The organism is Marinobacter nauticus (genome assembly GCF_003634635.1).
GTDB lineage: Bacteria > Pseudomonadota > Gammaproteobacteria > Pseudomonadales > Oleiphilaceae > Marinobacter > Marinobacter nauticus.
In genome coordinates this window covers 922,879-948,421 of the sequence record NZ_RBJB01000002.1, presented here as the reverse complement: position 1 = coordinate 948,421, position 25,543 = coordinate 922,879, and the positions used below count along the sequence as shown (strand labels likewise).

General features: G+C 59.4%; 22 protein-coding genes. 14 read left to right on the top strand and 8 right to left on the bottom strand.

From position 1 onward, the window contains the following. Positions 1-80 precede the first annotated feature (80 nt). The 4 genes from C7436_RS04625 to C7436_RS04610 all read left to right on the top strand — a co-directional run bounded on the left by C7436_RS04625 (position 81) and on the right by C7436_RS04610 (position 4,430). On the top strand, positions 81-569 hold the full coding sequence (locus C7436_RS04625; RefSeq protein WP_011785440.1) for a chemotaxis protein CheW: 489 nt from the start codon (positions 81-83) through the stop codon (positions 567-569). A gap of 62 nt (positions 570-631) precedes the next feature. Beyond that, a complete protein-coding gene (locus C7436_RS04620; protein WP_023009871.1) occupies positions 632-1,024 on the top strand; it encodes a DUF2802 domain-containing protein in 393 nt (130 codons plus the stop codon). Between the two features lie 26 nt (positions 1,025-1,050). Continuing rightward, positions 1,051-3,330, top strand: coding sequence for an ATPase, T2SS/T4P/T4SS family (locus C7436_RS04615; protein ID WP_121206852.1), 2,280 nt, complete (start codon positions 1,051-1,053; stop codon positions 3,328-3,330). Beyond that, entirely contained in the window at positions 3,327-4,430 is a 1,104-nt protein-coding gene (locus tag C7436_RS04610) for an ATP-binding protein (RefSeq protein WP_121206851.1), read from the top strand. Before C7436_RS04615 ends, C7436_RS04610 begins: the two co-directional genes overlap by 4 nt. Here C7436_RS04610 and C7436_RS04605 read toward each other — a convergent pair. Next, on the bottom strand, positions 4,410-4,730 hold the full coding sequence (locus C7436_RS04605; RefSeq protein ID WP_011785436.1) for an EscU/YscU/HrcU family type III secretion system export apparatus switch protein: 321 nt from the start codon (positions 4,728-4,730) through the stop codon (positions 4,410-4,412). The two genes, C7436_RS04610 and C7436_RS04605, sit on opposite strands and share 21 nt — an antisense overlap. Beyond that, positions 4,727-6,091, bottom strand: a complete 1,365-nt coding sequence (gene fliK, locus C7436_RS04600; protein WP_121206850.1) for a flagellar hook-length control protein FliK — start codon at positions 6,089-6,091, stop codon at positions 4,727-4,729. Before fliK ends, C7436_RS04605 begins: the two co-directional genes overlap by 4 nt. 160 nt (positions 6,092-6,251) lie before the next feature. Here fliK and ccmA point away from each other — a divergent pair, with 160 nt between their 5' ends. From ccmA to ccmI, 9 genes are read left to right on the top strand one after another with little or no spacing between them, the layout of a single operon-like run. Continuing rightward, positions 6,252-6,890: a cytochrome c biogenesis heme-transporting ATPase CcmA gene (ccmA, locus tag C7436_RS04595; RefSeq protein WP_022991602.1), complete on the top strand. Its 639-nt coding sequence runs from the start codon at positions 6,252-6,254 to the stop codon at positions 6,888-6,890. Next, on the top strand, positions 6,880-7,605 hold the full coding sequence (ccmB, locus tag C7436_RS04590; RefSeq protein ID WP_011785433.1) for a heme exporter protein CcmB: 726 nt from the start codon (positions 6,880-6,882) through the stop codon (positions 7,603-7,605). Before ccmA ends, ccmB begins: the two co-directional genes overlap by 11 nt. A gap of 58 nt (positions 7,606-7,663) precedes the next feature. Then, on the top strand, positions 7,664-8,407 hold the full coding sequence (locus C7436_RS04585) for a heme ABC transporter permease (RefSeq protein ID WP_121206849.1): 744 nt from the start codon (positions 7,664-7,666) through the stop codon (positions 8,405-8,407). A 3-nt stretch (positions 8,408-8,410) separates the two neighbouring features. Then, complete coding sequence (ccmD, locus tag C7436_RS04580; RefSeq protein ID WP_121206848.1) at positions 8,411-8,644, top strand: heme exporter protein CcmD; 234 nt, start codon at positions 8,411-8,413, stop codon at positions 8,642-8,644. Between the two features lie 14 nt (positions 8,645-8,658). After that, positions 8,659-9,138, top strand: coding sequence for a cytochrome c maturation protein CcmE (ccmE, locus tag C7436_RS04575; RefSeq protein WP_014421059.1), 480 nt, complete (start codon positions 8,659-8,661; stop codon positions 9,136-9,138). A gap of 34 nt (positions 9,139-9,172) precedes the next feature. Beyond that, on the top strand, positions 9,173-11,170 hold the full coding sequence (locus C7436_RS04570; protein WP_121206847.1) for a heme lyase CcmF/NrfE family subunit: 1,998 nt from the start codon (positions 9,173-9,175) through the stop codon (positions 11,168-11,170). Then, on the top strand, positions 11,167-11,703 hold the full coding sequence (locus tag C7436_RS04565; protein ID WP_121206846.1) for a DsbE family thiol:disulfide interchange protein: 537 nt from the start codon (positions 11,167-11,169) through the stop codon (positions 11,701-11,703). The genes C7436_RS04570 and C7436_RS04565 overlap by 4 nt, the downstream gene beginning before the upstream one ends. Then, on the top strand, positions 11,703-12,185 hold the full coding sequence (locus C7436_RS04560) for a cytochrome c-type biogenesis protein (protein WP_023010579.1): 483 nt from the start codon (positions 11,703-11,705) through the stop codon (positions 12,183-12,185). The genes C7436_RS04565 and C7436_RS04560 overlap by 1 nt, the downstream gene beginning before the upstream one ends. 33 nt (positions 12,186-12,218) lie before the next feature. Then, positions 12,219-13,493, top strand: coding sequence for a c-type cytochrome biogenesis protein CcmI (ccmI, locus tag C7436_RS04555; RefSeq protein WP_011785426.1), 1,275 nt, complete (start codon positions 12,219-12,221; stop codon positions 13,491-13,493). Between the two features lie 45 nt (positions 13,494-13,538). Here the strand turns inward: ccmI and C7436_RS04550 are convergent, their stop codons facing one another. From C7436_RS04550 to C7436_RS04525, 6 genes are read right to left on the bottom strand one after another with little or no spacing between them, the layout of a single operon-like run. Then, positions 13,539-15,281, bottom strand: a complete 1,743-nt coding sequence (locus C7436_RS04550; protein ID WP_121206845.1) for a BatD family protein — start codon at positions 15,279-15,281, stop codon at positions 13,539-13,541. Continuing rightward, positions 15,275-17,113, bottom strand: coding sequence for a VWA domain-containing protein (locus C7436_RS04545; protein ID WP_121206844.1), 1,839 nt, complete (start codon positions 17,111-17,113; stop codon positions 15,275-15,277). Before C7436_RS04545 ends, C7436_RS04550 begins: the two co-directional genes overlap by 7 nt. Next, the gene (locus C7436_RS04540) at positions 17,106-18,125 is read right to left on the bottom strand and encodes a vWA domain-containing protein (protein ID WP_121206843.1); all 1,020 of its coding nucleotides are present in this window, start codon (positions 18,123-18,125) and stop codon (positions 17,106-17,108) included. The genes C7436_RS04545 and C7436_RS04540 overlap by 8 nt, the downstream gene beginning before the upstream one ends. Then, entirely contained in the window at positions 18,122-18,589 is a 468-nt protein-coding gene (locus C7436_RS04535; RefSeq protein WP_022991592.1) for a DUF4381 domain-containing protein, read from the bottom strand. The genes C7436_RS04540 and C7436_RS04535 overlap by 4 nt, the downstream gene beginning before the upstream one ends. After that, the gene (locus C7436_RS04530) at positions 18,586-19,524 is read right to left on the bottom strand and encodes a DUF58 domain-containing protein (protein ID WP_121206842.1); all 939 of its coding nucleotides are present in this window, start codon (positions 19,522-19,524) and stop codon (positions 18,586-18,588) included. Before C7436_RS04530 ends, C7436_RS04535 begins: the two co-directional genes overlap by 4 nt. Positions 19,525-19,555: 31 nt before the next feature. Then, positions 19,556-20,518, bottom strand: coding sequence for an AAA family ATPase (locus C7436_RS04525; RefSeq protein WP_011785419.1), 963 nt, complete (start codon positions 20,516-20,518; stop codon positions 19,556-19,558). Between the two features lie 143 nt (positions 20,519-20,661). Here C7436_RS04525 and C7436_RS04520 point away from each other — a divergent pair, with 143 nt between their 5' ends. Continuing rightward, positions 20,662-25,542 carry an NAD-glutamate dehydrogenase gene (locus C7436_RS04520; RefSeq protein ID WP_121206841.1) on the top strand — a complete coding sequence of 1,627 codons (4,881 nt, stop codon included), beginning with the start codon at positions 20,662-20,664 and terminating at the stop codon, positions 25,540-25,542. Position 25,543: the final 1 nt, after the last annotated feature.

The following is a 25,543-nucleotide window of genomic DNA, read 5'->3' as shown; positions in this document are numbered from 1 at the left end:
CTTAACTATAGTATTGGGCACTGATGATGAATTTTTGACGATCAGGTTGCCCGCCGGGCAGCCGAGAAGGAGAGAGTGCTATGGCATCCCCGAGCGGACAGCAAAATCAGGCCCAGGACGATCAGGTACTGCAGTACGTGACTTTCCGCCTGGATGACGAAACCTATGGCATCAACGTGATGCAGATCCAGGAAGTGCTGCGTTACACGGAAATCGCGCCGGTTCCCGGAGCCCCGGATTATGTGCTGGGGATCATCAACCTGCGGGGTAACGTGGTTACGGTCATCGATACCCGTCGCCGGTTCGGGTTGGCGGACGCGGAAGTGACCGATGCCACCCGGATTGTGGTCATGGAGTCGTCCAGCCAGGTGATGGGCATTCTGGTGGATTCTGTGGCAGAGGTGGTCTATCTCAAGGCCAGTGAAATTGAAACTGCACCGAACGTGGGGAACGAGGAAAGTGCCAAGTTCATCCAGGGCGTGTGCAACAAGAACGGCGAGCTGATTATTCTCGTCGAATTCGACAAGATGCTGTCAGACCACGAGTGGGCTGAAATCGCGTCGCTGTAACCGGCTTTTCACAGCGCAGTGATGGACGTCTCCCGTGGTCACCAACAACGGAGACGTCCACTATGAGTTTCACCATTCCCTCCTGGCTCCCCTGGGGCCTGACCGCTGCAGCCATCACCCTGGTTCTGGTTCAGGGCATTATCCATGGCCGTCGTATCCGGGCCTTGCAGGCTTCTGTCAAACAACGTTGCGATACCCTTGGCCGTGAACTGCATGCCACTACCAGTGGCAGCCTCGGCGTGGGGCAGCGCCTGGTAGCCTGTGAGCGGCAGATTCATGAGCTCAAGAACACTCTGGAAGAAATGCGGCAGAATGATCCGTTGCGAATTTCCTACGACGAAGCCGCGCGACTGGTTGATCTTGGCGCGGATATCGACGATCTTATGAATACCTGCGGAATTTCCCGTCCGGAGGCCGAACTGGTATCTGCCCTGAAGCGGCGACAGGCGGCCTGATCCGGCGTTTTATCGGATGCTGCTGAATGAAGAAGCTCTATCAGAGGGCCGTTGAGGCCCTCGCTGTTGTTTCCCGCCCCGATTTCGTTTCCGGTGCCGATCTTGTCCCCTCCATCACCGGCCACTCAATCCCCAGAGAAGAAACGGTTCGACACCTGCTGAGCCTGATGCCAGAGATCGAGCCTGACCAGGTCGTCATGCACGTTGGGGGCGGCTCAGGTTATGTGACCGCCGTGCTGGCGGATCTGGCTCACCGGGTGGTCTATGTTGACCGCAACCCGGCGCTGGTGGAGAAAGCCCGCGAGCGCTTTTTCAAGCACGGCGTCCATAATGTGGATGTCATTGAGGCCTCGGCAGATACCGGGCTGGAACTGGACTCGCCCTGTGACCTGATTCTGTGTACGACCTTCATCCAGGATCCCAAGGCGCTTCTGCCGAACCTGCGCGAGGGGGGGAATCTGGTGTGCCTGGAGGGTCGGGCGGGGCCGGTGCCCAGTGTCGCCATGTTCCAGCGCAAAGGCGACAAGCTGGAGCGGGTCAGAACTCTGGGCTGGGTGGATTTCAACCGTAACTCCGAACAGATTCTGATTGATCTTGGCGTGGTCTCCGAAGCGGCACTGGCGGATGCCCGCACCGAGGCGGCGACTAAAAACGAACGGGTGCTGGATGTCCTGCGTCGCCGGTTGAATCTGGAAGAGATTGATCTCTACCGGTCTCTTGCTCAGCAGCGGGGCATGACGTTTACCGATGGTGATGACGTACTCAGTCATCTGAATACGGACCTGTTCCGGCGTTTTTCCCGAACCTTTCTGGATCTCTCCCGCGTGATCCCGGTGTCGGAAGAGGACAGCACGTTGACCGTGGTCACCGACGACCCGGATGCACGCACCGATCAGATGGAACGGCTGACACCCAAGCATCGAATTGTCTGTCTGCTGGTGACACCGACGGACTTCCGGCGGATCTGGTCGGCGCTGGATCTGACTGTCAAAGGCAGCCGCTTTGTGGCGGAGCATGGCGTGTCGGTGGGCAGCACCGAAAAACCGGAGACATCGGGCAAGGATCTGCTCGGCAAGGACAGCAACAAACACATCAGCCCGTATCTGGTGTCTGTGTATGAGGCTATTCTGCTGGATGCCGTCAGCGAGAAGGCCAGTGATATTCATATCGAACAGTATGAGAACCGGGTGCGTATTCGCTTGCGGGTGGATGGCGATCTGCACGATTTACCGCAATACCAGTTGTCGGCCCGGGAAATTCGAGGCGTTATCAACGTCATCAAGCTCCGGGCGGAGCTGAATATCGCCGAGCACCGGTTACCCCAGGGTGGGCGTTCCAGGCTACAGCTCGGAGACACCTCCTACGATTTGCGGATCCAGACCCAGCCCTCACTGCACGGTGAGAACGCGATTATCCGTCTGTTGCCGCAAACCGGTCGGGCAATGACCATCGCTGAGTTGGGGATGTCATCGGCCATTGGTTCCCGTTATCAGCGCCTGCTGGATAACCCGGCTGGACTGGTGCTGGTGGTCGGGCCGACCGGGTCTGGTAAATCCACCACACTCTATGCGGGCCTGCAGACCCTGGCTGATGATGGTCGCCGTAAGGTGATTACCGTGGAGGATCCCATTGAGTACTCCATCGACAACATCCAGCAAACCCGAGTACGTTCTGAAATCGGGTTCAGTTTTGCCGATGCCATGCGGGCGTTTGTTCGGGAAGACCCGGATGTCATCCTTGTCGGTGAAATCCGGGATCAGGAGACCGCGCTGGAAGCCATTCGCGCCTCTCAGACCGGTCACGTGGTGCTCTCCACACTGCACTGTAATGACGCCGTGGATTCCCTGCAGAGACTTTACGACCTGGGCGTTCATCCCAACTCCATCGCCGGCGAATTGTTGGCAGTGATTGCGCAACGGTTGGCGAAGCGAATCTGCAAGCATTGCCGCAAGCCGGCCAGGCCCGATCCTGCCATTATGGCGGAGGTTTTCCCGGACGGTGCGCCGGCGGATTTCCGGTGTTTTGAAGGGGAGGGTTGCGACAAGTGTAACGGCCGGGGTACCCAGGGTCGGGTTGCGATTGTGGAGTACATGGAGGTGGACTCGGATATCCGTAATGCCATCTCCAGTCAGCCGCCCATCGGGGAGCTGCGCTGGCGAGCGCTGGATGCCGGCCTTGTGACCATGCGGGATAGTGCCCTGGATCATGTCATCGAGGGCATCATTCCGCTGGCTGAGTTGCCCCGAATTCTGCCCAGGGAGCGCATGGCTCCGGAAGTTCGTGGTGGCCGCAGGAGTATCGGATGAAAAATACCAGATCCAACAACAAGGCAGCCCAGCGCGAGCCGGCAGAAGTAACCTATCGCGAGGAACTGGACAAACTGATGTCCATGGATTCGGGCCCGATGCCTCCTGGCTGGCTGATGTCGCCCCGGGCCGTCGAGAAGTTTCTGCTGGGCGATGAAAAACTGGGTATAGAGCGTAAGTTTGTCGCCGACCGGGCCATGGTGGTCCGGATCATCATTTCCCTGTGTACGTCCCGGGGGTGCTTGCTGGTGGGGGAGCCGGGTACGGCCAAATCCTGGCTGTCGGAGCTGCTCGCTGCGGCGATTTCGGGTAATTCCACGCTGACCTTGCAGGGCGGCGCCATCAGCCAGGTCAGCCAGTTGCTCTATAGCTGGAACGAAGCTCTGCTTCGTACCGAGGGCCCCAGCCGAAAGGCGCTGGTGCCAACCCCGCTGTTGCGGGGCATGATGGAGGGGCAGCTGGTCCGGTTTGAAGAAATCGCCCGCTGCCCGCAGGCGCTGCAGGATGCCATGCTGTCTGTACTTTCCGACAGGGTCGTGGTGATCCCGGAATTGCCGGGGGACGACGGCGTTATTCTGGCACGGGAAGGCTTTAACCTGGTGGCCACCTCAAACAGTGTTGATGAGGGTGTTCACAGCATGAGTGCGGCCCTGAAACGACGGATGGACTTTGAGGAAATCCGGCCGATACGGCACCTGAACGATGAGATCGATGTGGTTCTTCGGGAAGTGGCCAGAGCCAACCGGCGTGCCGGAATCGATGTGGCGCTGGAGCAGTCGGTGGTGGAAGTGCTGGTGACCATCTTCCACGAATTGCGTAACGGGCAGACTCTGGACGGGCGAAGCACCGACCGGCTGGCAGGGGCGGCCCTGTCCACCGCCGAGGCGGTATCCGTGGCCCACGCCGCCAGCCTGAATGCGTGGTATTACGGTGGCGGCGCCATGACCGTTGAACACATGATGCACCACGTTATAGGCTCGGCCCTGAAGGATCAGCCGGAGGACCGCCGACGCCTGAAGCATTACTTCGATACCACTGTGGCGCCACGCAAAGGTGAGCATTGGCAACAGGCCTGGGCGTTACGTTCCCTGATCCACTGACGGGTTATCTTCTTCTGGCCGGGCATCTCCGGGTGTCCGGCCCCGGATGTGGAAAGCAAACGCCAGAATCTCCGCGATCACCCGGTACAACTCTTCCGGAATCTCTTCATTCAGCGACAGACGCGCCAGAATGCCGGCAAGCTCGGCATTCTCGTACAACGGAACATTGTTGTCGCGGGCAATCCGGATGATTTCCTCGGCCAGTTCCCACGTGCCGGTTGCCGAGATAACCGGTGCCCGTTCACCGTCGTACTTGAGGGCGACAGCGGCCGGGATATTGTTCTGTGCGTTTTCGGTCATGCCTTGGTATCCACCAGTCGGTGCTCCAGCCGGGTTTGCATCTGCTGAGGGCTGCCCCTGCGACAATCCAGGTCAGCAACTTCCAGCCCGAGGTCGTTCAGGCTCTGGCGCAGCAGCGGCAGCTCGCGATGCACGGTTCTAAGCGTGGCCTGATTTTCAGCCCAGACCATAGCGCTCACGGACGGCGGCCGGAAGGTGACATCGAAATGCAGCGGGCCCGCATCGTCCAGATCCATAGACAGGGACAGTCGCCACTCACTGGCACTGGTCCGTTCCGGTCGTTTGTTGCCGTCTTTCTCCTGTGAGTACTGTTCCAGTCGCAATTGTGCCGTTCGGGGTTCCTGTTGCGGCGTTAACCATGGCAGTTCAATCAGCAGAGTGTTCACGGGCACGCCAGGTTCGCCGCCGGCCCTGGCATTCAAGGTCTGGCTGTGCAACTGGTTTACCGTAATCCGGTTCAACATGCCTGCAAGCAGTCGCAGGGTCTGCCCGACCGTGGCAGGTTCCCCGGTGTTCTGAGAGGCTGCGGGCGTTGGTGCCCTGGGAAACTGTAATGGCGCCTTTAGCAAATCCTGGCTGGCCAGGGGGGGCAGCCGGTTGAATTGCTCCGGCCCCTGGTTCTGGCTGGTGAGCAAAGCCGACACCACCTTTGCGAGTACCAGTTTAAGATCCGGTTGGCTGGCGGCGGAAGGGCCGGTCTGTAGCACTCGAGCCTCGGAAAACAGGCCGCTTTCAGACAACCACTGCCGCACCTGAGTGGCCATGGATTCGGTCTTGCCGGCGCCTGGCGCCAGGGCGTCAGCCTTGGGTAACTGGTTGATCAGCTGTTGCAAGGCCTGCTGTGCAGGCGCTGGCAGAGGCTGTGCGCTGGTGGTAGATGGCAATTGCCCGGGTGGGGGGGGCAGTTTCAGGCCCTGGCTCAGGGCGCTGAACAGTTGCGTCAGGCCAGCCTGAAGGCTCTGTTGCCAGGGTAGTCGCTGGGCCAGGGCCCGGGCAACGGCACTCTCCTGGCCCGGCGCCAGCTTGCCTATCAGCTGCAATTCGTTACCGGCCCGCATGACCTTGATCAGATCGCCCACGGACAGATCCGGTGGCTGGTTGCCGGCAGCGACTTTCAGGGATTGTCCGCGCAGTTCCAGCAACAGCTCATGGCCCCCGCCTTTCTGCCTCAGGATCTCGGCCACTTTGGCCAACGCTGTCTCCCGATCAGCCAGCTGTAACTGGGCCAGTTGTTGTCTGGCCGAAAGCGCAGCCCCGGGCGCCGTGCTGGTGCCGGGAGTAACCGCGGCCGGACTCCGGGGGGGCTGGTCCGGCGCGGGCTGTTTCGGGGGTAAGGGTGGTGGTCCGCCGTTCAGTTTCATTGGTGTCGATTTGATGTCGGGCAAGAGTAATATGCTGGCGCTTTCGTTATAATACGCCGCGCTGGCAGTGAATGCCCTGATTTCATGTTGGCACCCGTGTGTCCTTCATTACATGCACCTGATGCCTGCTGCGCATCCATCGCTCTGAAACGGAGCCCTGATGTCCGAGCCGTTACTACAGGCGATAGATCTTGAGTGTGAACGGGACGAGCGCCTGTTGTTCCAGAATCTGTCCTTTTCCATACTGCCCGGTACGGTTACCCGTGTCGAGGGCCCCAACGGTACCGGTAAGACAACATTGCTGCGAATCCTTGCTGGCCTGAACGATGCCTGGTCGGGTCAATTGCTGTGGTGCGGCGAGCCCAGGGCCCGGCAACGCGAGTCTTTTCTTCGAAACACCCTTTACATTGGCCATCGGCCCGGCATCAAACCATTGCTTACCCCGGTCGAGAACCTGAAAGCGCTGATGGCCGGTCGTCGGGAGGTGAGCGACGAGGTGCTGGTTCAGGCACTGGCAGGTACCGGGCTGGCAGGATTTGAAAACGTACCATGCCGGAATCTGTCTGCCGGGCAGCAACGCCGTGTGGCATTGGCCAGGTTGCTGATTGCCGACGAGCCACTCTGGCTGTTGGACGAAGTCTTTACTGCGATTGATGCAGACGGTGTCCGAGCGATTGAGTCGCTGCTACAGCAACGTGCCGCGGAAGGGGGGGCGGTGCTGGTGACGACCCACCATGAACTCCAGTTGCCAGGTATGAAACGCATCACCCTGGGTGCCGGAGGTGTACATGAATGCTGATCGGCGGCCGGCACTGAAGCCGGTGTCTGAATCGGTTGGCCCGATAGCCGCCATGGCGGCAGTTTTTGCCCGGGACGTCCGGGTGGCTTTCCGGCAGCGGCAGGATCTGCTGAACCCGTTGCTGTTTTTCATCATGGTAGTAACCCTTTTTCCCCTGGGAGTCAGCCCGGAAGTGGCATTTCTGAAACAGTCCGGAGCCGGTATCCTTTGGGTAGCGGCTTTGCTGTCGGTGTTGCTGTCGCTGGACCATCTGTTTCGTCACGATTTTGACGATGGAACCCTGGAGCAACTGGTACTTCAGCCTCAGCCTCTGTTCCTGCTGGTGCTGGCCAAAACAGCCGCACACTGGGTGTTGACGGGCCTGCCACTGGTGCTGTTAGCGCCGGTTTTAGGCGTTATGGTGCACCTGGACGGGAACTCTATTGCAATTCTGTGTCTAACGCTCCTGATCGGCACCCCGGTACTGAGCATGATCGGAGCTATTGGCGCAGCTTTGACCCTGGGATTGCGCTCGGCAGGCGTGCTCTTGTCACTGCTGATCATTCCGCTGTACATTCCCGTGCTGATTTTTGGTACCGGCACGGTAGCGGCGGCAGCTGAAGGCGCGCCGGTTGGCGGATACCTGGCTCTGATGGGCGCGTTTCTGGTTCTGGCGGTAACCCTGTCGCCTTTCGCCTCGGCAGCGGCCCTGAGAATCAGTCTTTCGAACAGCTGATCGGTTCTTTGGGGCCGGTAACCAACCAAACGATAACAGTGAAGATGGTGACCAACTGATGTGGCAATTCTTTCACAAACTGGGTTCTCCCAAATGGTTCTTCGGGATTGCAACCCGGTTTATGCCGTGGTTGCTGGCGATCGGTATCATTCTGCTCCTTGCCGGCCTGGTCTGGGGGCTGGCGTTTGCTCCCAAAGACTATCTGCAGGGCAACAGCTATCGCATCATTTTTATCCACGTTCCCACTGCCTTTCTCGCCCAATCCATTTACATCATGATGGCGTCCGCCGCCATCGTTACGTTGGTCTGGCGCATGAAACTGGCGGATGTCTTCGTGAAAGCCGTGGCTCCGGTTGGCCTGGTTTTTACCTTCCTATCGCTATTCACCGGCGCCGTCTGGGGTAAGCCTACCTGGGGGACCTGGTGGGTGTGGGACGCCCGGCTGACTTCCATGCTTATTCTGCTTTTCCTCTATGGCGGTACTATTGCCCTCGATCGGGCCATCAATGACGAAAAATCCGCTGCCAGGGCGGTAGCGGTGCTGGTGCTGGTGGGGGTGGTAAATATCCCGATTATCAAATACTCCGTGGAGTGGTGGAATACACTGCACCAGCCGGCCACGTTCAAACTCACCGAAAAGCCCTCTATGCCCGTTGAGATGTGGGTTCCGCTGCTGCTTTCGGTGCTCGGGTTATACCTGTTGTTTGGCTGGCTGGCGTGTCTGCGCATGAAAACCGAAATTGTCATGCGGGAGCAAAAAACCCGCTGGGTGAGAGAGCTGGTGATGGCGGGGAGAGGCTGACCGATGGCGTTTGATTCTTTTTCAGCATTTATCGCAATGGAAGGCCATGGTCCCTATGTCTGGGCCTGTTATTCCGTGTTCGCCGTTCTGCTGGTGGGCCTGATGATCTGGTCGTCCCGGCATCATCAGGCGGTTATGGCCAGCTGCAAACGCCGTTACCAGCAGCAGGAAAGCAGCACCAGTGCCCGGCCGAAACAGGCCGCTACGTTCGCCCGTGTCGAAGTTTCCCAGGAATAAACAGCAGGTAATCCATGCATCCGATCCGAAAAAAACGACTGACCATTGTGCTCTTTCTGGTGGCCGGTATTGCCATTGCGGTAGGCCTGACCACCTATGCCCTCCGACAGAATATCAACCTGTTTTACGATCCTACGGAAATTGCTGCGGGTAACGCGCCGGTTGATGTCCGGATCCGGGCCGGTGGCATGGTTGAAGAGGGCAGTGTGGCAAGGGATACCGACAGCCTGAAGGTGAACTTCCGGGTGACCGACTATGCTGCGTCGGTGCCGGTACAGTACGAGGGCATACTGCCTGATCTGTTCGCCGAGGGGCAGGGCGTGGTTGCCATGGGGCGGCTGAATGAACAGGGCGTGTTCGTGGCCGATCAGGTTCTGGCCAAACACGATGAGAACTATATGCCACCGGAAGTGGCCGAGGCGCTGGAGCGTTCTTCCAAGGGGCAGCACAAGTCTGCTGATGTGGAAAAAGCCGCGGAAACCACGGCGTACTGAGCGCCCAATTCATTTCTGACGTTGGAGAAACCCGATGTATCCGGAACTCGGACAGCTTGCACTGATTCTCTCGTTGCTGCTGGCAGTACTTCTCTCCGTGGTGCCGCTTGCGGGCGCTCTGACCGGGCGTGACAGCCTGCAGGCATTTGCCCGGCCACTGGCGTCCGGCATGTTTGTGTTCACCGCCCTGGCGTTTGCGATCCTGACCCACGCCTTTCTGGTGGATGACTTCTCGGTGGCCTATGTGGCCAATAACAGCAACAGCATGTTGCCCTGGTACTACAAGTTCAGCGCGGTCTGGGGCGGCCATGAGGGCTCGTTGCTCTTGTGGATACTGATGCTCATAGGCTGGACGCTGGCCGTTGCCATCTTCAGCCGTAAACTGCCTTCGGTGATGGTATCCCAGGTGTTGTCGGTTCTGGGCATGGTCTCCGTTGGCTTCCTTCTGTTTATCATTCTGACCTCCAACCCGTTTGACCGTCTGCTGCCGAACGTACCGGCAGATGGGCAGGATCTGAATCCGCTGTTGCAGGACATTGGCCTGATCATGCACCCGCCCATGCTCTATATGGGTTATGTTGGTTTTTCGGTGGCCTTTGCGTTTGCCATTGCGGCACTGATCAACGGCCGACTGGACGCGGCCTGGGCTCGCTGGTCGCGCCCCTGGACCACGGTTGCCTGGTCCTTCCTGACGGTGGGCATCGCTCTGGGCAGCTGGTGGGCCTATTACGAGCTTGGCTGGGGCGGCTGGTGGTTCTGGGATCCGGTTGAAAATGCCTCCCTGTTGCCCTGGCTTTCGGGTACCGCCTTGATGCACTCGCTGGCAGTCACGGAAAAACGCGGGGTCTTCAAGAGCTGGACCGTGTTGCTGGCTATTGTCACTTTCGCACTGAGCCTGCTGGGTACCTTCCTGGTTCGTTCCGGTGTGCTCACCTCCGTCCATGCCTTCGCGTCGGATCCGGAGCGAGGCAGTTTCCTGCTGGCGCTGCTGGGCATTACCATTCTGGCCAGCCTGACCCTCTATGCCTTCCGGGCGCCGGTAGTGCATGTGCGCTCCCGTTATGGCTCTCTGTCCCGGGAAATCTTCCTGCTCCTGAACAATGTCTTGCTGGTATCGGCCACGATGCTTGTGGCCATCGGCACGCTTTACCCGCTGGTGCTGGATTATCTGGATCTGGGCAAGCTGTCTATTGGTGAACCGTTCTTCAATACCACCTTCAGTCCTCTGGCGGTGGCAACTGGCCTGCTGCTGGGCGCAGGCATTTTCTCGCGTTGGAAGAAAACCGACGGCGGCTGGCTGGCCCGCAAGCTGCTGTGGCCGCTGGCCGTCAGTCTGATTGCCAGCGCGGGGGTGATGATCGGCTACGGAGGGTTTGCACCCTGGGCCTTCCTGGGTGTGTTTGCGGCCATGTGGGTAGCGGTGGCCACCGCCTGGGACCTTTGGGATAAATCCGCCTCCCGCAAAGGGCGCTGGCATGGCCTGAAGCGCCAGTCCCGCAGTTACTGGGGCATGGTTCTCGGGCATCTGGGGCTTGCCATGGTGATGGCCGGTGCGACGGTGGTTTCCAACTACGGGATTGAGCGTGATGTGCGCATGCAGCCGGGTGACCGCGCTATGGTGGGGGATTATGAGATTGTATTCACCGACATCGGTGAGCGTCGTGGCCCCAACTTTACCGCCCAGTACGGCAGCTTCAATGTTTACCTGGATGGGGAGCTCGTGACTGACCTGCATCCGGAAAAGCGGCAGTATCCGGTTGGCATGAGTGTGATGACCGAAGCGGACATTGATGCCGGCCTGTTCCGGGATATATTTGTAGCCATTGGTGAGCGTATCAGTGACGATGCCTGGGCTATCCGGCTGCAGTATAAACCGTTAGTGCGATGGCTGTGGCTCGGATCCCTGGTGATGGCCATTGGTGGATTCCTGGCGATTGCCGACAAGCGATACCGTATTCGTGTGCGCGATGAGGAAGCCGTGAAAAGCGGCGAGCCGGCAGCGCCGGGTAAAGTGGCGGAGGCGTCCTCATGAAGCGGGTATTGCTGTTCCTGCCGCTGGTGATTGCCGTCGGCGTGGGGATATTCCTGTTTGCCGGCCTGGGCAAGGACCCCACCAAACTGGAATCCGTGCTGATCGGCAAGCCCGTTCCCGAATTCAGCCTGGAGTCTCTGGACAATCCGGAGGTTCAGTTGGATCCCTCAGTGTTCCAGGGCGAAGTATCCTTGTTGAATGTATGGGCCGAGTGGTGCCCCTCTTGCTGGGATGAGCATGAATACCTGATGTATCTGGCCCGGGAACAGGGAGTTCGCATTGTGGGCTTGAACTACAAGGATCAGCGGGAAAGTGCCTTCCGGTTCCTGAACCGGCTGGGTAATCCCTACGAGACCATTATCTTCGACCCGAAGGGAACCCTGGGTTTTGACCTGGGCGTGTATGGTGCGCCGGAAACCTTTGTTATCGACGCAGAGGGCGTGGTGCGCTATCGCCACGTAGGCGTTGTGAACCAGAAAGTCTGGGAAGAAGTGCTCTTGCCGGTTATCGCTCAGGCCCGGGGGAACAGCTGATGCGTTTGTTACCCGCTTTCTTAACCGTGTTGATGGTGCTCTCGGGCCCGGCAATTGCCGAGGTGTCAGAAGTCTATGACTTCGATACCCGGGCTGAAGAACAGCGTTATCAGCAATTGATCTCAGAATTGCGCTGTCCCAAGTGTCAGAACCAGAACATTGCCGATTCCAATGCGCCGATCTCCAAGGATATGCGGGACGAGGTCTACCGCATGATGCAGGAGGGGGCCTCCAATGATCAGATCGTGGGTGCTCTGGTCGACCGTTTTGGCGAATTCGTTCAGTACAAACCGCCGGTGGATAACCGCACCATTCTCCTCTGGGCCTTTCCGGCGATTGCCACCATTGGCGGTTTTCTGATTGTGGCCGGTGTGGTGTGGCGTGCCCGCAGGCGTGAAGACGAACCGCCCCTGAGTGCGGAAGACCGGGCCCGGGCAGAGCAGATTCTGGCCAGTCAAAGTGACAAGGCTGATCGCCGATAACTCCCATTCATTTCGAGACGTGACGATATTTCCATGACCGATACCTTCTGGATTGCCGGGACCGTACTCATTCTGGTGGCCCTGGCCTTTGTGCTTTATCCAGTCTTTTTTCATAAACCCCGGGCCCGCCTGGAGGCAGATCTGCGAAATCAGAATCTTCTGGCCTATCGCACCCGGCTCAAAGAGCTGGAGAACGAGCATGAGGCCGGCATACTGGATGACGAGAGCTACAAGCAGCTGAAGGAAGAGCTGGCGGGCGCCATGCTCGATGATGTACCGGAGGAGCCCGTTACCCAGCGACGAGTACCCGGGCGGCGTAGCGCCATGGTTGTCGCCTTGCTGGCGATCCTGGTCTTGCCGGTGGGCACCTATTTCGGGTATCAGGAATGGGGTTCCATGGATCAGGTGGAGCAGTTCCTTGCGATGCAGGAAATGAATGCCACGCAAGGCGACCAGACGGCCCGCATGGCGGCATTGGCCGACCAACTGCGCAAGCGACTTGAAGAAAGCCCGGACAATGCCGATGGGTGGGCGATGTTGGGGCAGACCTACATGCGTCTTGAGCGCTATGAGCAAGCGGCCGAGGCCTATCGCCGTCTTGCCGATGTGGTATCCGAGGACCGAAACGCCAGCGCGGTGGCCCTGGGGCTGGCTGCACAGGCTAACTATTTTGCCAGCGAAGGCGAGATGACCCCGGCGGTTACCGATGCCATTGCGGCTGCCCGGGCCCTGAACCCGGATGAGGTCAATGCACTGGGGCTGATGGGCATCAATGCCTTCGGTCAGCAAAACTACCGGGAAGCCATTGAATACTGGCAGCGTATTACCGAGGTAGCGCCGGACCATCCACAGCTCGGGGCCATCCGTGGAGGTATCGAGGAGGCCTACCGACGCCTGGGCGAGACCCCGCCTGAGGGAGTTGCCTCCGAGCCTCAGCAGGCTGCTGGACCGGGCGTGTCCTTACGGGTATCGCTGGACGAAGGTTTGCGCCAGCAAGTGGCTGACAATACCGTGCTGTTCATCTTTGCGCGGCCAGCGGCTGCGGCGGGCGGTGCGCCGGTTGCTGTTGCCAGGATGACAGCCGGCGATTTGCCCGCCGAGATCCGGCTGGATGATCGTTATGCCATGTCCCCTGAATCTGCGATTTCTGCACAGCAAGATGTGGTGGTGGTCGCCCGTTTGAGCCGCTCAGGCAGTGTTAATCCGCAGCCGGGAGACTGGGAAGGCCGGGTTGAGGCAGAGGTGCTGCCCCCGGCGGAAGCGGAACCACCTGTCGAGTTGGTGATTAACCAGGAACTGACCAACTGAAATTGAAAAGCCCGTCACTTCGACGGGCTTTTTTCTGGGCCGGAATCAGCGCGAGAGAGACGCGGGATACAGCGGCGGTAGGTCTGGCGATGACGCTTCGTTGTCCCAGGCGGTGTTCCGGCGCAGGCTATCCAGTGCCTGTTGCAGTTGTTGCCTCGCATTCTCTTCGTGGGTATGGTGCTGGCCCGAATACAGTCCGGCCTGAAAGCGGTCAAAGGCGGTTTTCAGTGCGCGGTCTTCTGTCAGTTTGAACAGATCCGAAACGGAATCAAATGAGAGCCTTGGGAAGCGCAGTCGGGCCCAGCGCAGCAGCAGCGTAGACGTTTCCCCGGAGCCTCGTTTGACCGCAGCCTGAAGTGCTTCAAACGCTTCACGTTCGTTGTCGATGCCGCCATCGACGGGTTCTTTGGAGCCCGGTGCTGAGGTTTGACGAGCCCGCCACCAGAGCGCCAGGGTCAGCAACCAAAGGGCCGCAAACACAACCGTAGCCCAAAGCCAGAGGCGGTTTCCGTATGGTTCTGAGCCCTCGGTTGTCTCCGGGGTTACCGGTGAACCTGTGGGCCCCGCTGAATCGTCCGTTATCTGTGCGGGCGGCGCGGAGGTGGCGTTATCGCCAGTAATCCGGAAACGGCGCTCCGGCAACACGGCGTGCTCCAACTGGTCGGTGTCGGTGTTCCACCAGGGTACACGAAGCGCGGGCAGGGTGGTTTCGCCCGCCTGGACAGGCACCAGGGCGGTCACCTGCTGCAGTGTGGCGCGAAGTCCCTCCGGAGTGGTTTCGGTATTGCGCAGGGGCTGTTCCGGGTAGCTGCGGATGGCGTCCGGTAGCTCCCGGGATATAGGCGGCAGGGCTTCGGCGGGCAATCCTAGCGCCTGTAGGGTCACTTTCCGGCTGAGATTGCTGCCGACGGCGAGTTCCTGGGTAGAGGGCAGGCCTTCGTCGCTCAGGGTCAGACTTCGTGCTGGTAACCAGGGCTGATTGTCCGGATATCCGGCAGGTACGGGTTTGACCGGAACGTCATAGAGTTGCTGCCGGTCGCGAAGGAAGCGCAACTGGCCCGAGGCATCCCTGGCCTGGCCCTCAAACCGGATAGGCTCCAGGCTGAGAGTGCCCGGTGTTTGGGGAAAGATGGCGTAACGCCGCTCAACCACCCGATACCGGATTCCGTCGCGATAGCGGGTAAACTCACGCTGTTTGCCCAGTGACTCGATGATGGCGTCCGGGTGCTCAGGCTCCGACAGCTCTCCCCGGATCAGGTTGCCGGAGAAGAACAACTGTATGGTCAGTACCAGCTGTTCCTGAACGTACACTTCCGCCTTGTCTGCGGACAGCTCGATAAAGCTGTCACGGCTGGCCGCCGGTTGATCCGGAGGGGTGCCGGAAATAACCTCGATGTCGACCGGGTCGGAAATGGAATCCTTGAACGTCAGTTCGGGAATTGTCAGTGTACCGGTGCTGGTCGGGGCGAGCTGATAGGTCCAGGTTATTTCGCCTACCATTTCGTTGTTGACGGTTTGCACGCTGTAGCGCTGGTTGCGGGCCAGGATTTCGAAATCCGGCTCGACCTTTTCGATATCTGGCGACGGCAACTGTGACAGATCGAAGCTGAACAGATTGCTCAGATTAATGTCGATTTTCATGGAACCCTTGACGGTCAGGGTCAGTACCTCACCTTCGTAGAGCTGGGTTCGATCCGGTTCCACTACCAGTCTGTCGGCAGCGTGACTGACGGCTGACAGGAACAAAAGAATGAATGTCGCGGCAAGGGAGAGAACGCGCGTTACCATGGTGTGTCGCCCTCATCGGGTGTTGTCTGTCGTTGTTGGTACTGTTGCAGGAACTTGCGTTGCAGTAACCCGCCGGGGTTGTCCGGTATACGGCGCAGCCACTGTTCCTGGCCCTGGCTCAGGGGCTGTTCTGATATTTCGGCGGGCGCACTGGCACCACTCTGTCGCTCTCCGGAAGGCCCGTCCGGGCCTGCCTGGGCATTCCGCTGTTGCTCCTGTGAGCCATCCTCCGGTTGTGGCTCTCCGGCGTTATCCTGTGAATTTTCGCCGTTCTCGGAGGGCTGCTGTTGCTCGCCAGGCCGGGAATCCTGATTCTCGCCATTGTTGTTTGCAGAATCCTGCCCGGCGCTGTCCTGGCTGTCATTGCCCTGGCCCTGGCCTCTGGAGCCATTCAGCTGTCCGGGATTCTGATCGTTGTTTTCCCGGTTGTTGTCGCCTTCTCCCTCGCCCTGAGACTTCTGTTGCTGGTTCAGGAGTTGCTCTACCAGTTGCCGGTTGAAGCGCGCATCTTCGAAATCCGGCTGCTGTTCCAGTGCCTGTTGATAGGCGTCAATGGCCTGTTCCAGTTGGCCGGCCCGGGCCAGGGCGTTGCCCCGGTTGTAGTCGCCGGCGGCCCCCGGTTGATTGGCAAAGGCTTCCGCGGCGTCACTGTACTGGCCATCGCGATAGAGTGCTGAACCGCGCCAGCCCGGCTGTTCAAGAACGGTGGCGGCCCTGGCCGGATCCTGCTGGATAAGATCCGGCCCACGCTGGTCTTCTCGCAGCCACAGGCTGCCCCAGTCCAGAGCCTGAACCGGGCGCGGAGCGCCTGCCAGCGGAATCAGCGCGAAGGCCAGAATGGCAAAGGCTCCCCGACGCCAGCCCAGAATGAGTAACGGCAGCACCAGCCAGAGCAGCCAGTAACCGTCGTCCTGCCAGCGATTAACGGTCATGCCGTCCTGTTCGTTCTGCCATTCATCGGTTTGTGATGGCTCCAGCGCCAGGGCGCGAATATCCCGGTCATCCAGCGTCAGTTCGTGGCTGGTTCCGCCGTTGATGCTGGCCAGTTGGGCCAGGGAGTCTGGTTCGGCCTGGCTGATGACAATCCTGCCGTTGTCCCGAATGAATCCGCGTTTTGCCAGGGGAATGGGACCGCCTTCGCTGGTGCCCACCACGAAGGTGTTCAGGGGATAGGGAGTATCTGCCAGTTGCTGACGGATTGAACTGTATTGCTGTTCCGGTACCGCCTCGGAGATCAGCAGTATGCGACCCTGGCCCGGTGCGCCCTGGTCCAGCAGGTCGACCGCCTGACGCACGGCCAGATCGGCGCGGTTGCCCTGGGCAGGCATGATGGTGGGGTCCAGCACGCTGAGCATGGCCTCAATGGTGCGGGTGTCGCCGGTAAGTGGCGTTACCGTGTGGGCGTCGCCGGAGTAAACCACCAGCGCCGTCAAACCGCCTTTTCGCTGCGTGAGGATGTCGCGGACCTTGCGCTTGGCCAGCGTCAGCCTGTCTGGTTCTACGTCGGTGGCCAGCATCGAAAGCGACAGATCCAGAAGAATGACCAGGCTGTCCTGGGTTTGTTTCAGGGGGGTGGGTGCCTGTCGCCAGCTTGGCCCGGCGAGGGCAATCGCGAGCAGAACCAGCGCCAGACTCAGAGGCAGCAGTGGCGAGCGGGTGGTGCCAGTGGTCTCGTTGGTCCGGGAACGAATCAAGGGCTGTAACAGGTGAGCGGGGATGTATCGGGCCCATCCGGTCTCACCCTGGCGAAGTTGATGTCGGGCCATAAACAGGACCGGAACCGCCAGCAACAGAATTAACCACAAGGGGCGCAGAAAATGGAAGTCAGCCATGGCCAGCCTCCGTAGCGGTGTTTTGCTGATATCGGTTGGATGCCAGTCGCAGGGCAGTCAATAGCAGCCAAAGCCCGGCGGCGATGCCAGCCGGCCAGGCGTAGAGTTCTGTCACCGGCCGGTAGAACTGGCCATCCTGTTCTATCGGTTCGAGCTGATTGATGCTGTCGTAGATCATTTCCAGCTCTGGCAGGCTTCGGGCTCGGAAATACCGGCCACCGGTCTGTTCTGCCATGCGTGTGAGCAGTTCCTCATCAAGATCCCTTGAGGGGTTGACCCGCCTTGAACCCAGCAGCCCGCGCTGGATCATGGTATCGGCGCCGATGCCGATGGTGTAAAGCCGCACGCCGGCTGCCTGGGCAATTTCCGTGGCCTTGTCCGGGCTGACCTGGCCAGCGGTATTTGCCCCGTCTGTCAGCAGGATCACCACGCGTTGTTCCTGTGGGCGTTCGCGCAGACGTTTCACCGATAACCCGATGGCATCCCCGATGGCGGTGGCCCGGCCAGCCATGCCCAGGCCTGCCTCGAACAGCAGGGTCCGTACCGTTTCCCGGTCGAAGGTCAGTGGAGCCTGAACGTAAGGTTCGGTGCCGAACAGAATGAGCCCCAGCCGGTCGCCCTCACGCTGGTCTATGAAGTCATCCAGCACCCGTTTCACCGCCTGCAAGCGGTTGATGCTGCGGCCCTGAAGCACCATGTCCTGTTCGTCCATGCTGGGAGAAATGTCGACCACCAGCATCAGATCGCGGCCGGTTACGGGCATCTGGATTTCTTCGCCAACATGCTGAGGGCGGGCCAGGGCGACCACCAGGCATAGCCAGGCCAGCAATAGCAGAAGCTGGCGCCAGCGCGGCGTTGATCTTCCCCGGGAGCTCACGCCCGGCATTCCGGACAACCAGTGCCCGACCGGAATGACCGGAGCATCCACCGGTTCGCTCTGCCGCTTGCGGTTACCAAGTAGCAGCGGCAGCAATGCCAGTAACAGCACCCACGGGTAAGCCAGACTGATCATGACTGGGCCTCCAACCAGGTTCTGGCGAACGCCAGCGCCTGTTCAGTCTGTGCGCCGGGACGTGGTTGCCAGGTGCTTGTGACCATAGCCTCAACGACGGGACGGGCGGCGATGCGGTCTTTCGGCGCGGTTTCCAGGAGGAAGTCGATCCACTGCTGCCCGGTCATGGCCTCTGGATGCTTTTCCGGATGACTCTGCCGCGCCGCTCGTTTGAGCAGGGCATTGAGCGCCGCGAACCATTCCGGCGCAGGCCGGGCCTTGGTTTCAAGCTGTTGCAGTTCGGACCAGGCGCTGCGTTTCCAGCGAAGCTTTCGGCGCTCACGGCGCCACAGCCACGCAAATACCAACACAGCGGCAATCGTCAGTATCGCCAGCAGCCACCAGCCAGGGGCCGGGGGCCACCAACCACCGGTAGCTGGTAACTGGATATCACGAAGTTGTGCCAGGGGATCCTGAGGGTTCATCCGATGCGACCTCCCGGGCCCAGCAGCAGGCGCAGGGCCTTAGCCGGATCCTCTCCGGTCGACAGCGTTGCAGAAGCCACGCCGGATGCCCGAAAACAGTCGGCCAGACGTTGCTCATGGGCGTCGATTTTGCCTTGCCAGGCCTGCTGGAAGCGAGGATTGGAGGCATCGAACCAGATCGGGCCGTCCGGGCCGGCAACGGCAAACCGGCCGGAAGAAGGCAGTGCCTTTTCCAGCGGGTCCTGAATGCGGATGGCACTGACCGAGTTGTGCCGGCTCATGGCGCCCAGCAGGGTAGTGGTCTGCTCGGTGATATTCATGAAGTCACTGATGATAAAAACGCGGGAACCGGTGTGTGTGACCCGGCGGGCTTCTGCCAGCGCTGTGTCCAGCCCATGGCTGGAGTCCGTTGCAGGGGGTGGTGGTGTTTTGCCCTGGTGCTGGTGGTTGGCCAGGTGATCCAGAAGGCGCAAGACGGACTTACGGCGCCGGGCGGGCCGGAGTACGGCCAGGTCCCGGTCATTGAATACCAGGCCCCCCACCTGGTCACCTGCCCAGAGTGCCAACCAGGCCAGCAGAGCCGCAACCTGGGCACCCCGAACCTGTTTGTAGGCGCCGGCACTGGCAAAGAACAGGGTCGGCCCGAGATCGACAATCAACAGTACCGGTCGCTCCCGCTCTTCCTCGTACAGCTTGGTGTGTGGTGCCTGGCGCCGGGCCGTTACCCGCCAGTCTATACTGCGAATGTCATCACCGGGTTGGTACTGGCGCACTTCGGAAAACGTCATTCCGCGCCCTTTCTGCCGTGATTGGCGTAGCCCGGCCTGGCGTGACCGGCCCGGTTTTACCGATGGCAGCTTCAGAGCTCGTGCATCTGCCTGCAGGCGCACCAGCTCTGGCAGGGTAATGAGAGTGGCTGGGCTGGAATCTGCCATGACGCTGTGATGGTCTCCTGTCAGCAACACCTCAGGCGGCAACCGGAACCCGGTCGATCAGCCTCTGCAACACGGAATCGGCGGTCATGCCTTCGGCCTCGGCTTCAAAGGTCAACAGAATCCGGTGGCGCAGCACATCGTAAGCCATGGTCTGAACGTCGTCCGGTGTCACGTAATCCCGTCCATCGAGCCAGGCCAGTGCCCGGGCACATCGATCCAGTGCGATAGTGCCGCGGGGGCTGGCGCCGAAGGCGGTCCATCGAGCCAGTTCAGGGTCCAGGGTTGCGGCATCGCGGGTGGCCAGAATCAACGCCAGCAGGTACTGCTCCACAGGTTCCGCCATGTAGATATCCGAAACCGCCTGCCGGGCGGCCATCACCTGTTCCTGGGTTAGACGAATGTCTACGTTCGGGATTCCCTGACGGTAGTCACTGCGCGCAAGGTGCAGAATCTCACGCTCGGCATCGGCAGAGGGGTAGTCAATCACCACATGCATGAGGAAGCGATCAAGCTGGGCTTCCGGCAGCGGGTAGGTGCCTTCCTGTTCAATCGGGTTCTGGGTCGCCATCACCATGAACAGCTTGGGCAGGGGAAAGGTTCTCATGCCAACACTGATCTGGCGTTCGCCCATGGCCTCGAGCAGGGCCGACTGGACTTTCGCCGGTGCCCGGTTGATTTCATCGGCCAGCACCAGGTTGTGGAAAATGGGGCCGCGCTGGAACTCAAAGGTGCCGGTCTCCGCGCGGTAGATTTCGCTGCCGGTGACATCGGAGGGCAGCAGATCCGGAGTGAACTGGATCCGGTGGAAGTCACCCTCCAGATGGTCGGCCAGTGCTTTCACCGCGGTGGTTTTGGCCAGCCCCGGCGCGCCCTCAACCAGAAGATGGCCATCGGCCAGAAGGGCAATCAGTAGCCGGTCGACCAGTTTGTCCTGGCCAATAATACGCTTGGCCAGCTGTGCTCTGAGATCACCGAACGTTTGCTGTAACGACATGAAAATAACTGCTCTTGATGTATGAATGCCTGCGTAAGTGATTGCCGCAGTTTTGGCGTCTGGCCGGCAAAAATCAAGGGTTTGACTATGCTTATGTGACGATACCCTGATTACGTTTCTTTCACACAAACCAGAGGTCGGATATGAATGCGCTGACAATCGCCAGCAAGGATCAGTTTTTCGAACAGTTGGCCGATGCGTTCTCAGAAAAGATTGCAAAAACCGAGGCAAAGAAGATCGCGGATTTTGCCAGACAGCATTATGCTCATATTCCTCTGGAGGAGCTGGTCAGTCGCCGCTTCTCGGATACCTACGGTGCCGTCCTGGCGGCGTGGCAATTCCTGCAAAAACGCAGTGCCGATGAAACCCCGGTTTCGGTGTTCAACCCGGACCTGGAAAGCGACGGCTGGCAGTCCACCCACAGCGTTGTTTTCATTCTCCATCCCAATATTCCGTTCCTGATTGATTCCCTGCGCATGGCCATCAATCAGCGGGAAATCGGCACCCACTCCATTCAGCATTCCATCCTGCGAGTGGAGCGGGATGACAATGGTAAGCTGAAGAAACTGCACACCACCAAAAAGGCATCGAAGGACGCAAGCTACGAAGCGTTCATCGTGCTTGAAATCGACCGCCACAGTGCCCCGGAAGACCTGCGCGACCTGGAGCAGACTCTGCAGAAAGTGCTGCATGAGGTACGCATTGCGGTGGGTGATTTCCCGATTGTGAAAGAGAAGGTCAGCGAGATCGTCAAGGAGCTGGATGCCACCACTGCTGGAATCAGTGAGGAAGGTAAGGAAGAAGCCCGGGCTTTTCTGTCTTGGCTGGTGGATGACCACTTCACATTCCTGGGGTACGACGAATACGACTTTGCCAAGGACAAGCAGGGCATGGTGGTACGCCGGGTGGAGAACTCGGAGCTGGGTATTCTTCGGGTCAACAACGAGCGCCCGGATCGGGTTCGGCTGAATGAGCTGCCACAGCGCACCCGCCATGAAATGACCCGTTCCGATGACATCTTCATCTTCGCCAAATCGGCGCAGCGGTCTCGCGTGCACCGGCCGGCCTATCCGGATTACATTGCGGTCAAGAAATTCAACAGCAAGGGCGAAGTGGTGGGTGAGCGCCGCTTCCTCGGTCTATACACCGCTCGAGTCTACAACGAGCGTCCCGATGAGATTCCGCTGTTACGGCGCAAGTTCCAGAGCGTGATGAAGCGATCCGGCTTCCTGACCGACGATTACGCTGGCAAGGAGCTGGAGCAGATCCTGACGCTGTATCCGCGGGACGAGCTGTTCCAGATTGAAACCGACGAACTGCTGCGTGTTGCCAAGAACATTCTGTACATCCAGGAACGTCGCCGGATTGAGCTGTTCATGCGGGAGGATGTTTACGGCCAGTTTGTAACCTGTCTGGCCTTCTTCCCCAGGGACATCTACAACACGGAGCTGCGCCTGAAGGTGGAACAGGTGCTGCTGGATCGCCTGGAGGCCGAGGACATTGAGTTTGTTACTCATTTTTCCGAGTCGGTGCTTGCCCGGGTACAGTTCACCATCCGGGTGCCACAGGTGGAAAACCGCCAGTTGCCGCTGGCGGAGATCCGCGACAAGGTTATTGAGCTCGCCCAATCCTGGCGAGACGGCCTCTACGAGGCATTAAGCGAAGCCTATGGCGAAGAGCAGGGCAATGAGCTGTATCGCGTCTGGGCAGGCGGTTTCCCGGCCAGCTACACTGACATGTTTTCACCCCGCCGGGCGGCCATCGACCTGGAGCACATCACTGCCTCTGCCCGCGACGATGATCTGGCCATGAGCTTCTATCGGGCCCTGGAAGAAGACGAGAACACGCTGCATTTCAAACTGTTTTATCCGGACGAGCCGCTGCCACTGTCGGATGTGATGCCGATTTTCGACAATCTCGGTTTCCGGGTGATTGGCGAGCACCCGTTTGAGGTGATTGATCGAACGGGTAAAACGGTTTGGATTCATGACTTTACCCTGCAATCCCACACCGGCAATATGGTGGATATTCACCGTATTCGCCCGATTTTCGAAGAGTTGTTCCGCCGGGTCTGGCACGGTGAAGCCGAAAACGACGCCTTTAACCGCCTGTTGTTGTCCTCCTACATGAGCTGGCGTGAGATCGCGTTGCTGCGTACTTACGCCCGCTACATGCGCCAGATCCGGTTCTCCAACAGTCAGACGTTCATTTCCAACACGTTGGTCAACCACGTCAACCTGACACGGATCCTGCTGGAATACTTTGAGATCCGATTCAACCCTGAGCGTTTCAAGAGTAAGGGTAAAAGCGAGGCGGCCCAGCAGAAACTGGAAATCGAATTCAACGCCGGCCTGGATGAAGTGGAGAACCTCAGTGAGGATCGCGTGCTACGGCTGTATCTGGAGCTGATGCAGGCGACGTTGCGCACCAACTACTACCAGCCGGATGGCGAGGGCCAGCCCAAGCCCTACATCAGTGTGAAATTTGACCCGTCGCAGATTCCGGACATGCCGCTGCCATTACCCATGTTCGAGATCTTTGTGTATTCCCCTCGTGTGGAGGGGGTTCACCTGCGTGGTGGCAAAGTGGCCCGTGGTGGTTTGCGCTGGTCGGATCGGTTCGAGGACTACCGCACAGAAATTCTGGGCCTGGTAAAAGCGCAGCAAGTGAAAAACGCCGTCATTGTGCCGGTGGGCGCGAAGGGTGGCTTTGTGGCCAAGCGTCTGCCCGATCCGTCTGACCGGGAGGCATTCCAGGCAGAGGGTATTGCGGCCTACAAAACATTCATCCGGGGCTTGCTGGATATCACAGATAACCTGGTGGATTCCGGCATCCAGCCGCCGGAGCGGGTAATCCGCCATGACGAAGACGATCACTATCTCGTGGTGGCGGCTGACAAAGGCACCGCCACCTTCTCCGACATCGCTAATGGCCTGGCCGCGGAATATGGCTTCTGGATGGGAGATGCCTTCGCCTCCGGTGGCAGTAACGGTTATGACCACAAGAAAATGGGCATTACTGCCCGGGGCGCCTGGGTTTCGGTGGAACGGCATTTCCGTGAGATGGGCATCAACCCGGCCGTGGATGAATTTACCGCCATCGGCATCGGTGACATGGGGGGCGATGTGTTTGGTAATGGCCTGCTGTGCTCGGAAAAAACCCGGCTGGTGGCCGCCTTCAACCATATCCACATCTTCATTGACCCGACCCCGGACGCCGAACGCAGCTACAAGGAGCGTAAGCGCCTGTTTGAACTGCCGCGTTCCGCCTGGACCGATTACGACAGTAAGTTGATTTCAAAGGGCGGCGGCGTATTCAGCCGCAATGCCAAGTCCATTCCGGTCAGCCCGGAAATGAAAAAGCTGCTGGGCATCAAGGCGGACCGCGTTCCGCCCAATATGCTGATCAGTCACATACTCAAGGCCGAAGTGGACCTGCTCTGGATTGGTGGTATTGGCACTTACGTGAAGGGCAGCGGTGAAAGCCACTCCGACGTGGGCGACAAGGCCAATGATGGCCTGCGGATCAATGGTGCCGAGCTGCGCTGCAAGGTTGTAGGTGAGGGCGGAAACCTCGGCTTCACCCAGATGGGGCGGATTGAATACGCCCTGAAGGGTGGTCGCCTGAATACGGACTTCATCGACAACTCGGGCGGCGTGGACTGCTCTGACCATGAAGTGAACATGAAGATCCTGCTCAACCGGGCGGTGGCCATGGGCGATCTAACTGGCAAGCAGCGCAACATCATGCTGGAGGAAATGACTGATGATGTTGCCTCGCTGGTGCTGAAGAACAACTACCGTCAGACCCAGGCCATCAGTATCGCCAGCGAGGATGCCGCCACCCGGCTGGAGGAGTATCGTCGGCTGATGAATACCTTCGAGAGCGAAGGCAAGCTCAACCGGGCACTGGAGTTCCTGCCGGATGACGAAACCCTGTCAGAGCGCAAGCTGGCTAAGAAAGGGCTGACGCGGCCGGAACTGTCGGTGCTGATTTCCTACGTCAAAGGGGATCTGAAGCAGGTGCTGATCGACAGTAATCTGCCGGACAATCCTCTGCTGGCGGGTGAGATGTACAAGGTCTTCCCGCGGGATCTGACCAAGCGTTTCTCGAAAGAGCTGGGTGAACACCAGCTGCGACGGGAGATCATCGCAACCCAGATCGCCAACGACATGGTTAACCACATGGGCATTACCTTTGTGGAGCGCCTGAACCAGTCTACCGGGGCGGACGCAGCATCCATTGCCCTGGCCTGGATTATTGCCAGGGATGTGTTCCGCATCGACAGCTGGTGGGACAAGATTGAAGCGCTGGATTTCCACGTTTCCGCGGATCTGCAGATGGAGCTGATGCAGGATCTGATGCGTCTGATGCGTCGGGCTGTGCGCTGGTTGCTTCGTAATCGCCGGGCAGAACTCAATATCCAGAGTCACATGGAGCGGTTTGCCGACAGCGTCTGGGCCATTACCTCGGGTCTGCCGGAATACCTTGGCGACCAGGCTCGTGCCAATTGGGAAAAACGCAATGATCAGCTGATGGCTGCGGGTTTGCCGAAGGAACTGGCGTCGGTGCTGGCAGGAACCGGCTATCTGTATTCCTCTCTTGGTATTATCGAGGCACAGGAAGCCACAGGCATGCCGCTGAAAACGGTGGCCAACCTGTACTACGGTCTGGGTGACCGTCTCGACCTGACCTGGTTCGCTAATGCCATCGCAGCGTTGACGCCAAGTTCCCATTGGCAGGCCCTGGCGCGGGAAAGCTTCCGGGAGGATCTGGACTGGCAGCAACGGGCTCTGACCACCGGTGTGCTGAAAACCGCTGAAAGCCCGGAGAAAGTCACCGATAGTGTGAACGCCTGGGAGCAGCGCAACCAGCACATGATTGATCGCTGGAACGCGATGCTGGCGGAACTCAAAGGCGTAAGGGAACCGGAATACGCCATGTTCTCGGTCGCACTGCGGGAGCTGCTGGACCTGGCGCAAAGCACCATGCACCAGAGCCCGGAAGACGTAACGACCAACTGAC

Coding starts and splice junctions, on each gene's coding strand:
- ccmI (WP_011785426.1), top strand. CDS start 12,219: ATGACCGATACCTTCTGGATTGCCGGGACCGTACTCATTCTGGTGGCC.
- C7436_RS04605 (WP_011785436.1), bottom strand. CDS start 4,730: ATGACCGAAAACGCACAGAACAATATCCCGGCCGCTGTCGCCCTCAAG.
- C7436_RS04525 (WP_011785419.1), bottom strand. CDS start 20,518: ATGTCGTTACAGCAAACGTTCGGTGATCTCAGAGCACAGCTGGCCAAG.
- C7436_RS04560 (WP_023010579.1), top strand. CDS start 11,703: ATGCGTTTGTTACCCGCTTTCTTAACCGTGTTGATGGTGCTCTCGGGC.
- ccmA (WP_022991602.1), top strand. CDS start 6,252: ATGTCCGAGCCGTTACTACAGGCGATAGATCTTGAGTGTGAACGGGAC.
- C7436_RS04520 (WP_121206841.1), top strand. CDS start 20,662: ATGAATGCGCTGACAATCGCCAGCAAGGATCAGTTTTTCGAACAGTTG.
- C7436_RS04615 (WP_121206852.1), top strand. CDS start 1,051: ATGAAGAAGCTCTATCAGAGGGCCGTTGAGGCCCTCGCTGTTGTTTCC.
- C7436_RS04535 (WP_022991592.1), bottom strand. CDS start 18,589: ATGAACCCTCAGGATCCCCTGGCACAACTTCGTGATATCCAGTTACCA.
- C7436_RS04585 (WP_121206849.1), top strand. CDS start 7,664: ATGTGGCAATTCTTTCACAAACTGGGTTCTCCCAAATGGTTCTTCGGG.
- C7436_RS04570 (WP_121206847.1), top strand. CDS start 9,173: ATGTATCCGGAACTCGGACAGCTTGCACTGATTCTCTCGTTGCTGCTG.
- C7436_RS04610 (WP_121206851.1), top strand. CDS start 3,327: ATGAAAAATACCAGATCCAACAACAAGGCAGCCCAGCGCGAGCCGGCA.
- ccmD (WP_121206848.1), top strand. CDS start 8,411: ATGGCGTTTGATTCTTTTTCAGCATTTATCGCAATGGAAGGCCATGGT.
- C7436_RS04545 (WP_121206844.1), bottom strand. CDS start 17,113: ATGGCTGACTTCCATTTTCTGCGCCCCTTGTGGTTAATTCTGTTGCTG.
- C7436_RS04540 (WP_121206843.1), bottom strand. CDS start 18,125: ATGATCAGTCTGGCTTACCCGTGGGTGCTGTTACTGGCATTGCTGCCG.
- C7436_RS04620 (WP_023009871.1), top strand. CDS start 632: ATGAGTTTCACCATTCCCTCCTGGCTCCCCTGGGGCCTGACCGCTGCA.
- C7436_RS04625 (WP_011785440.1), top strand. CDS start 81: ATGGCATCCCCGAGCGGACAGCAAAATCAGGCCCAGGACGATCAGGTA.
- ccmB (WP_011785433.1), top strand. CDS start 6,880: ATGAATGCTGATCGGCGGCCGGCACTGAAGCCGGTGTCTGAATCGGTT.
- C7436_RS04530 (WP_121206842.1), bottom strand. CDS start 19,524: ATGGCAGATTCCAGCCCAGCCACTCTCATTACCCTGCCAGAGCTGGTG.
- fliK (WP_121206850.1), bottom strand. CDS start 6,091: ATGAAACTGAACGGCGGACCACCACCCTTACCCCCGAAACAGCCCGCG.
- ccmE (WP_014421059.1), top strand. CDS start 8,659: ATGCATCCGATCCGAAAAAAACGACTGACCATTGTGCTCTTTCTGGTG.
- C7436_RS04565 (WP_121206846.1), top strand. CDS start 11,167: ATGAAGCGGGTATTGCTGTTCCTGCCGCTGGTGATTGCCGTCGGCGTG.
- C7436_RS04550 (WP_121206845.1), bottom strand. CDS start 15,281: ATGGTAACGCGCGTTCTCTCCCTTGCCGCGACATTCATTCTTTTGTTC.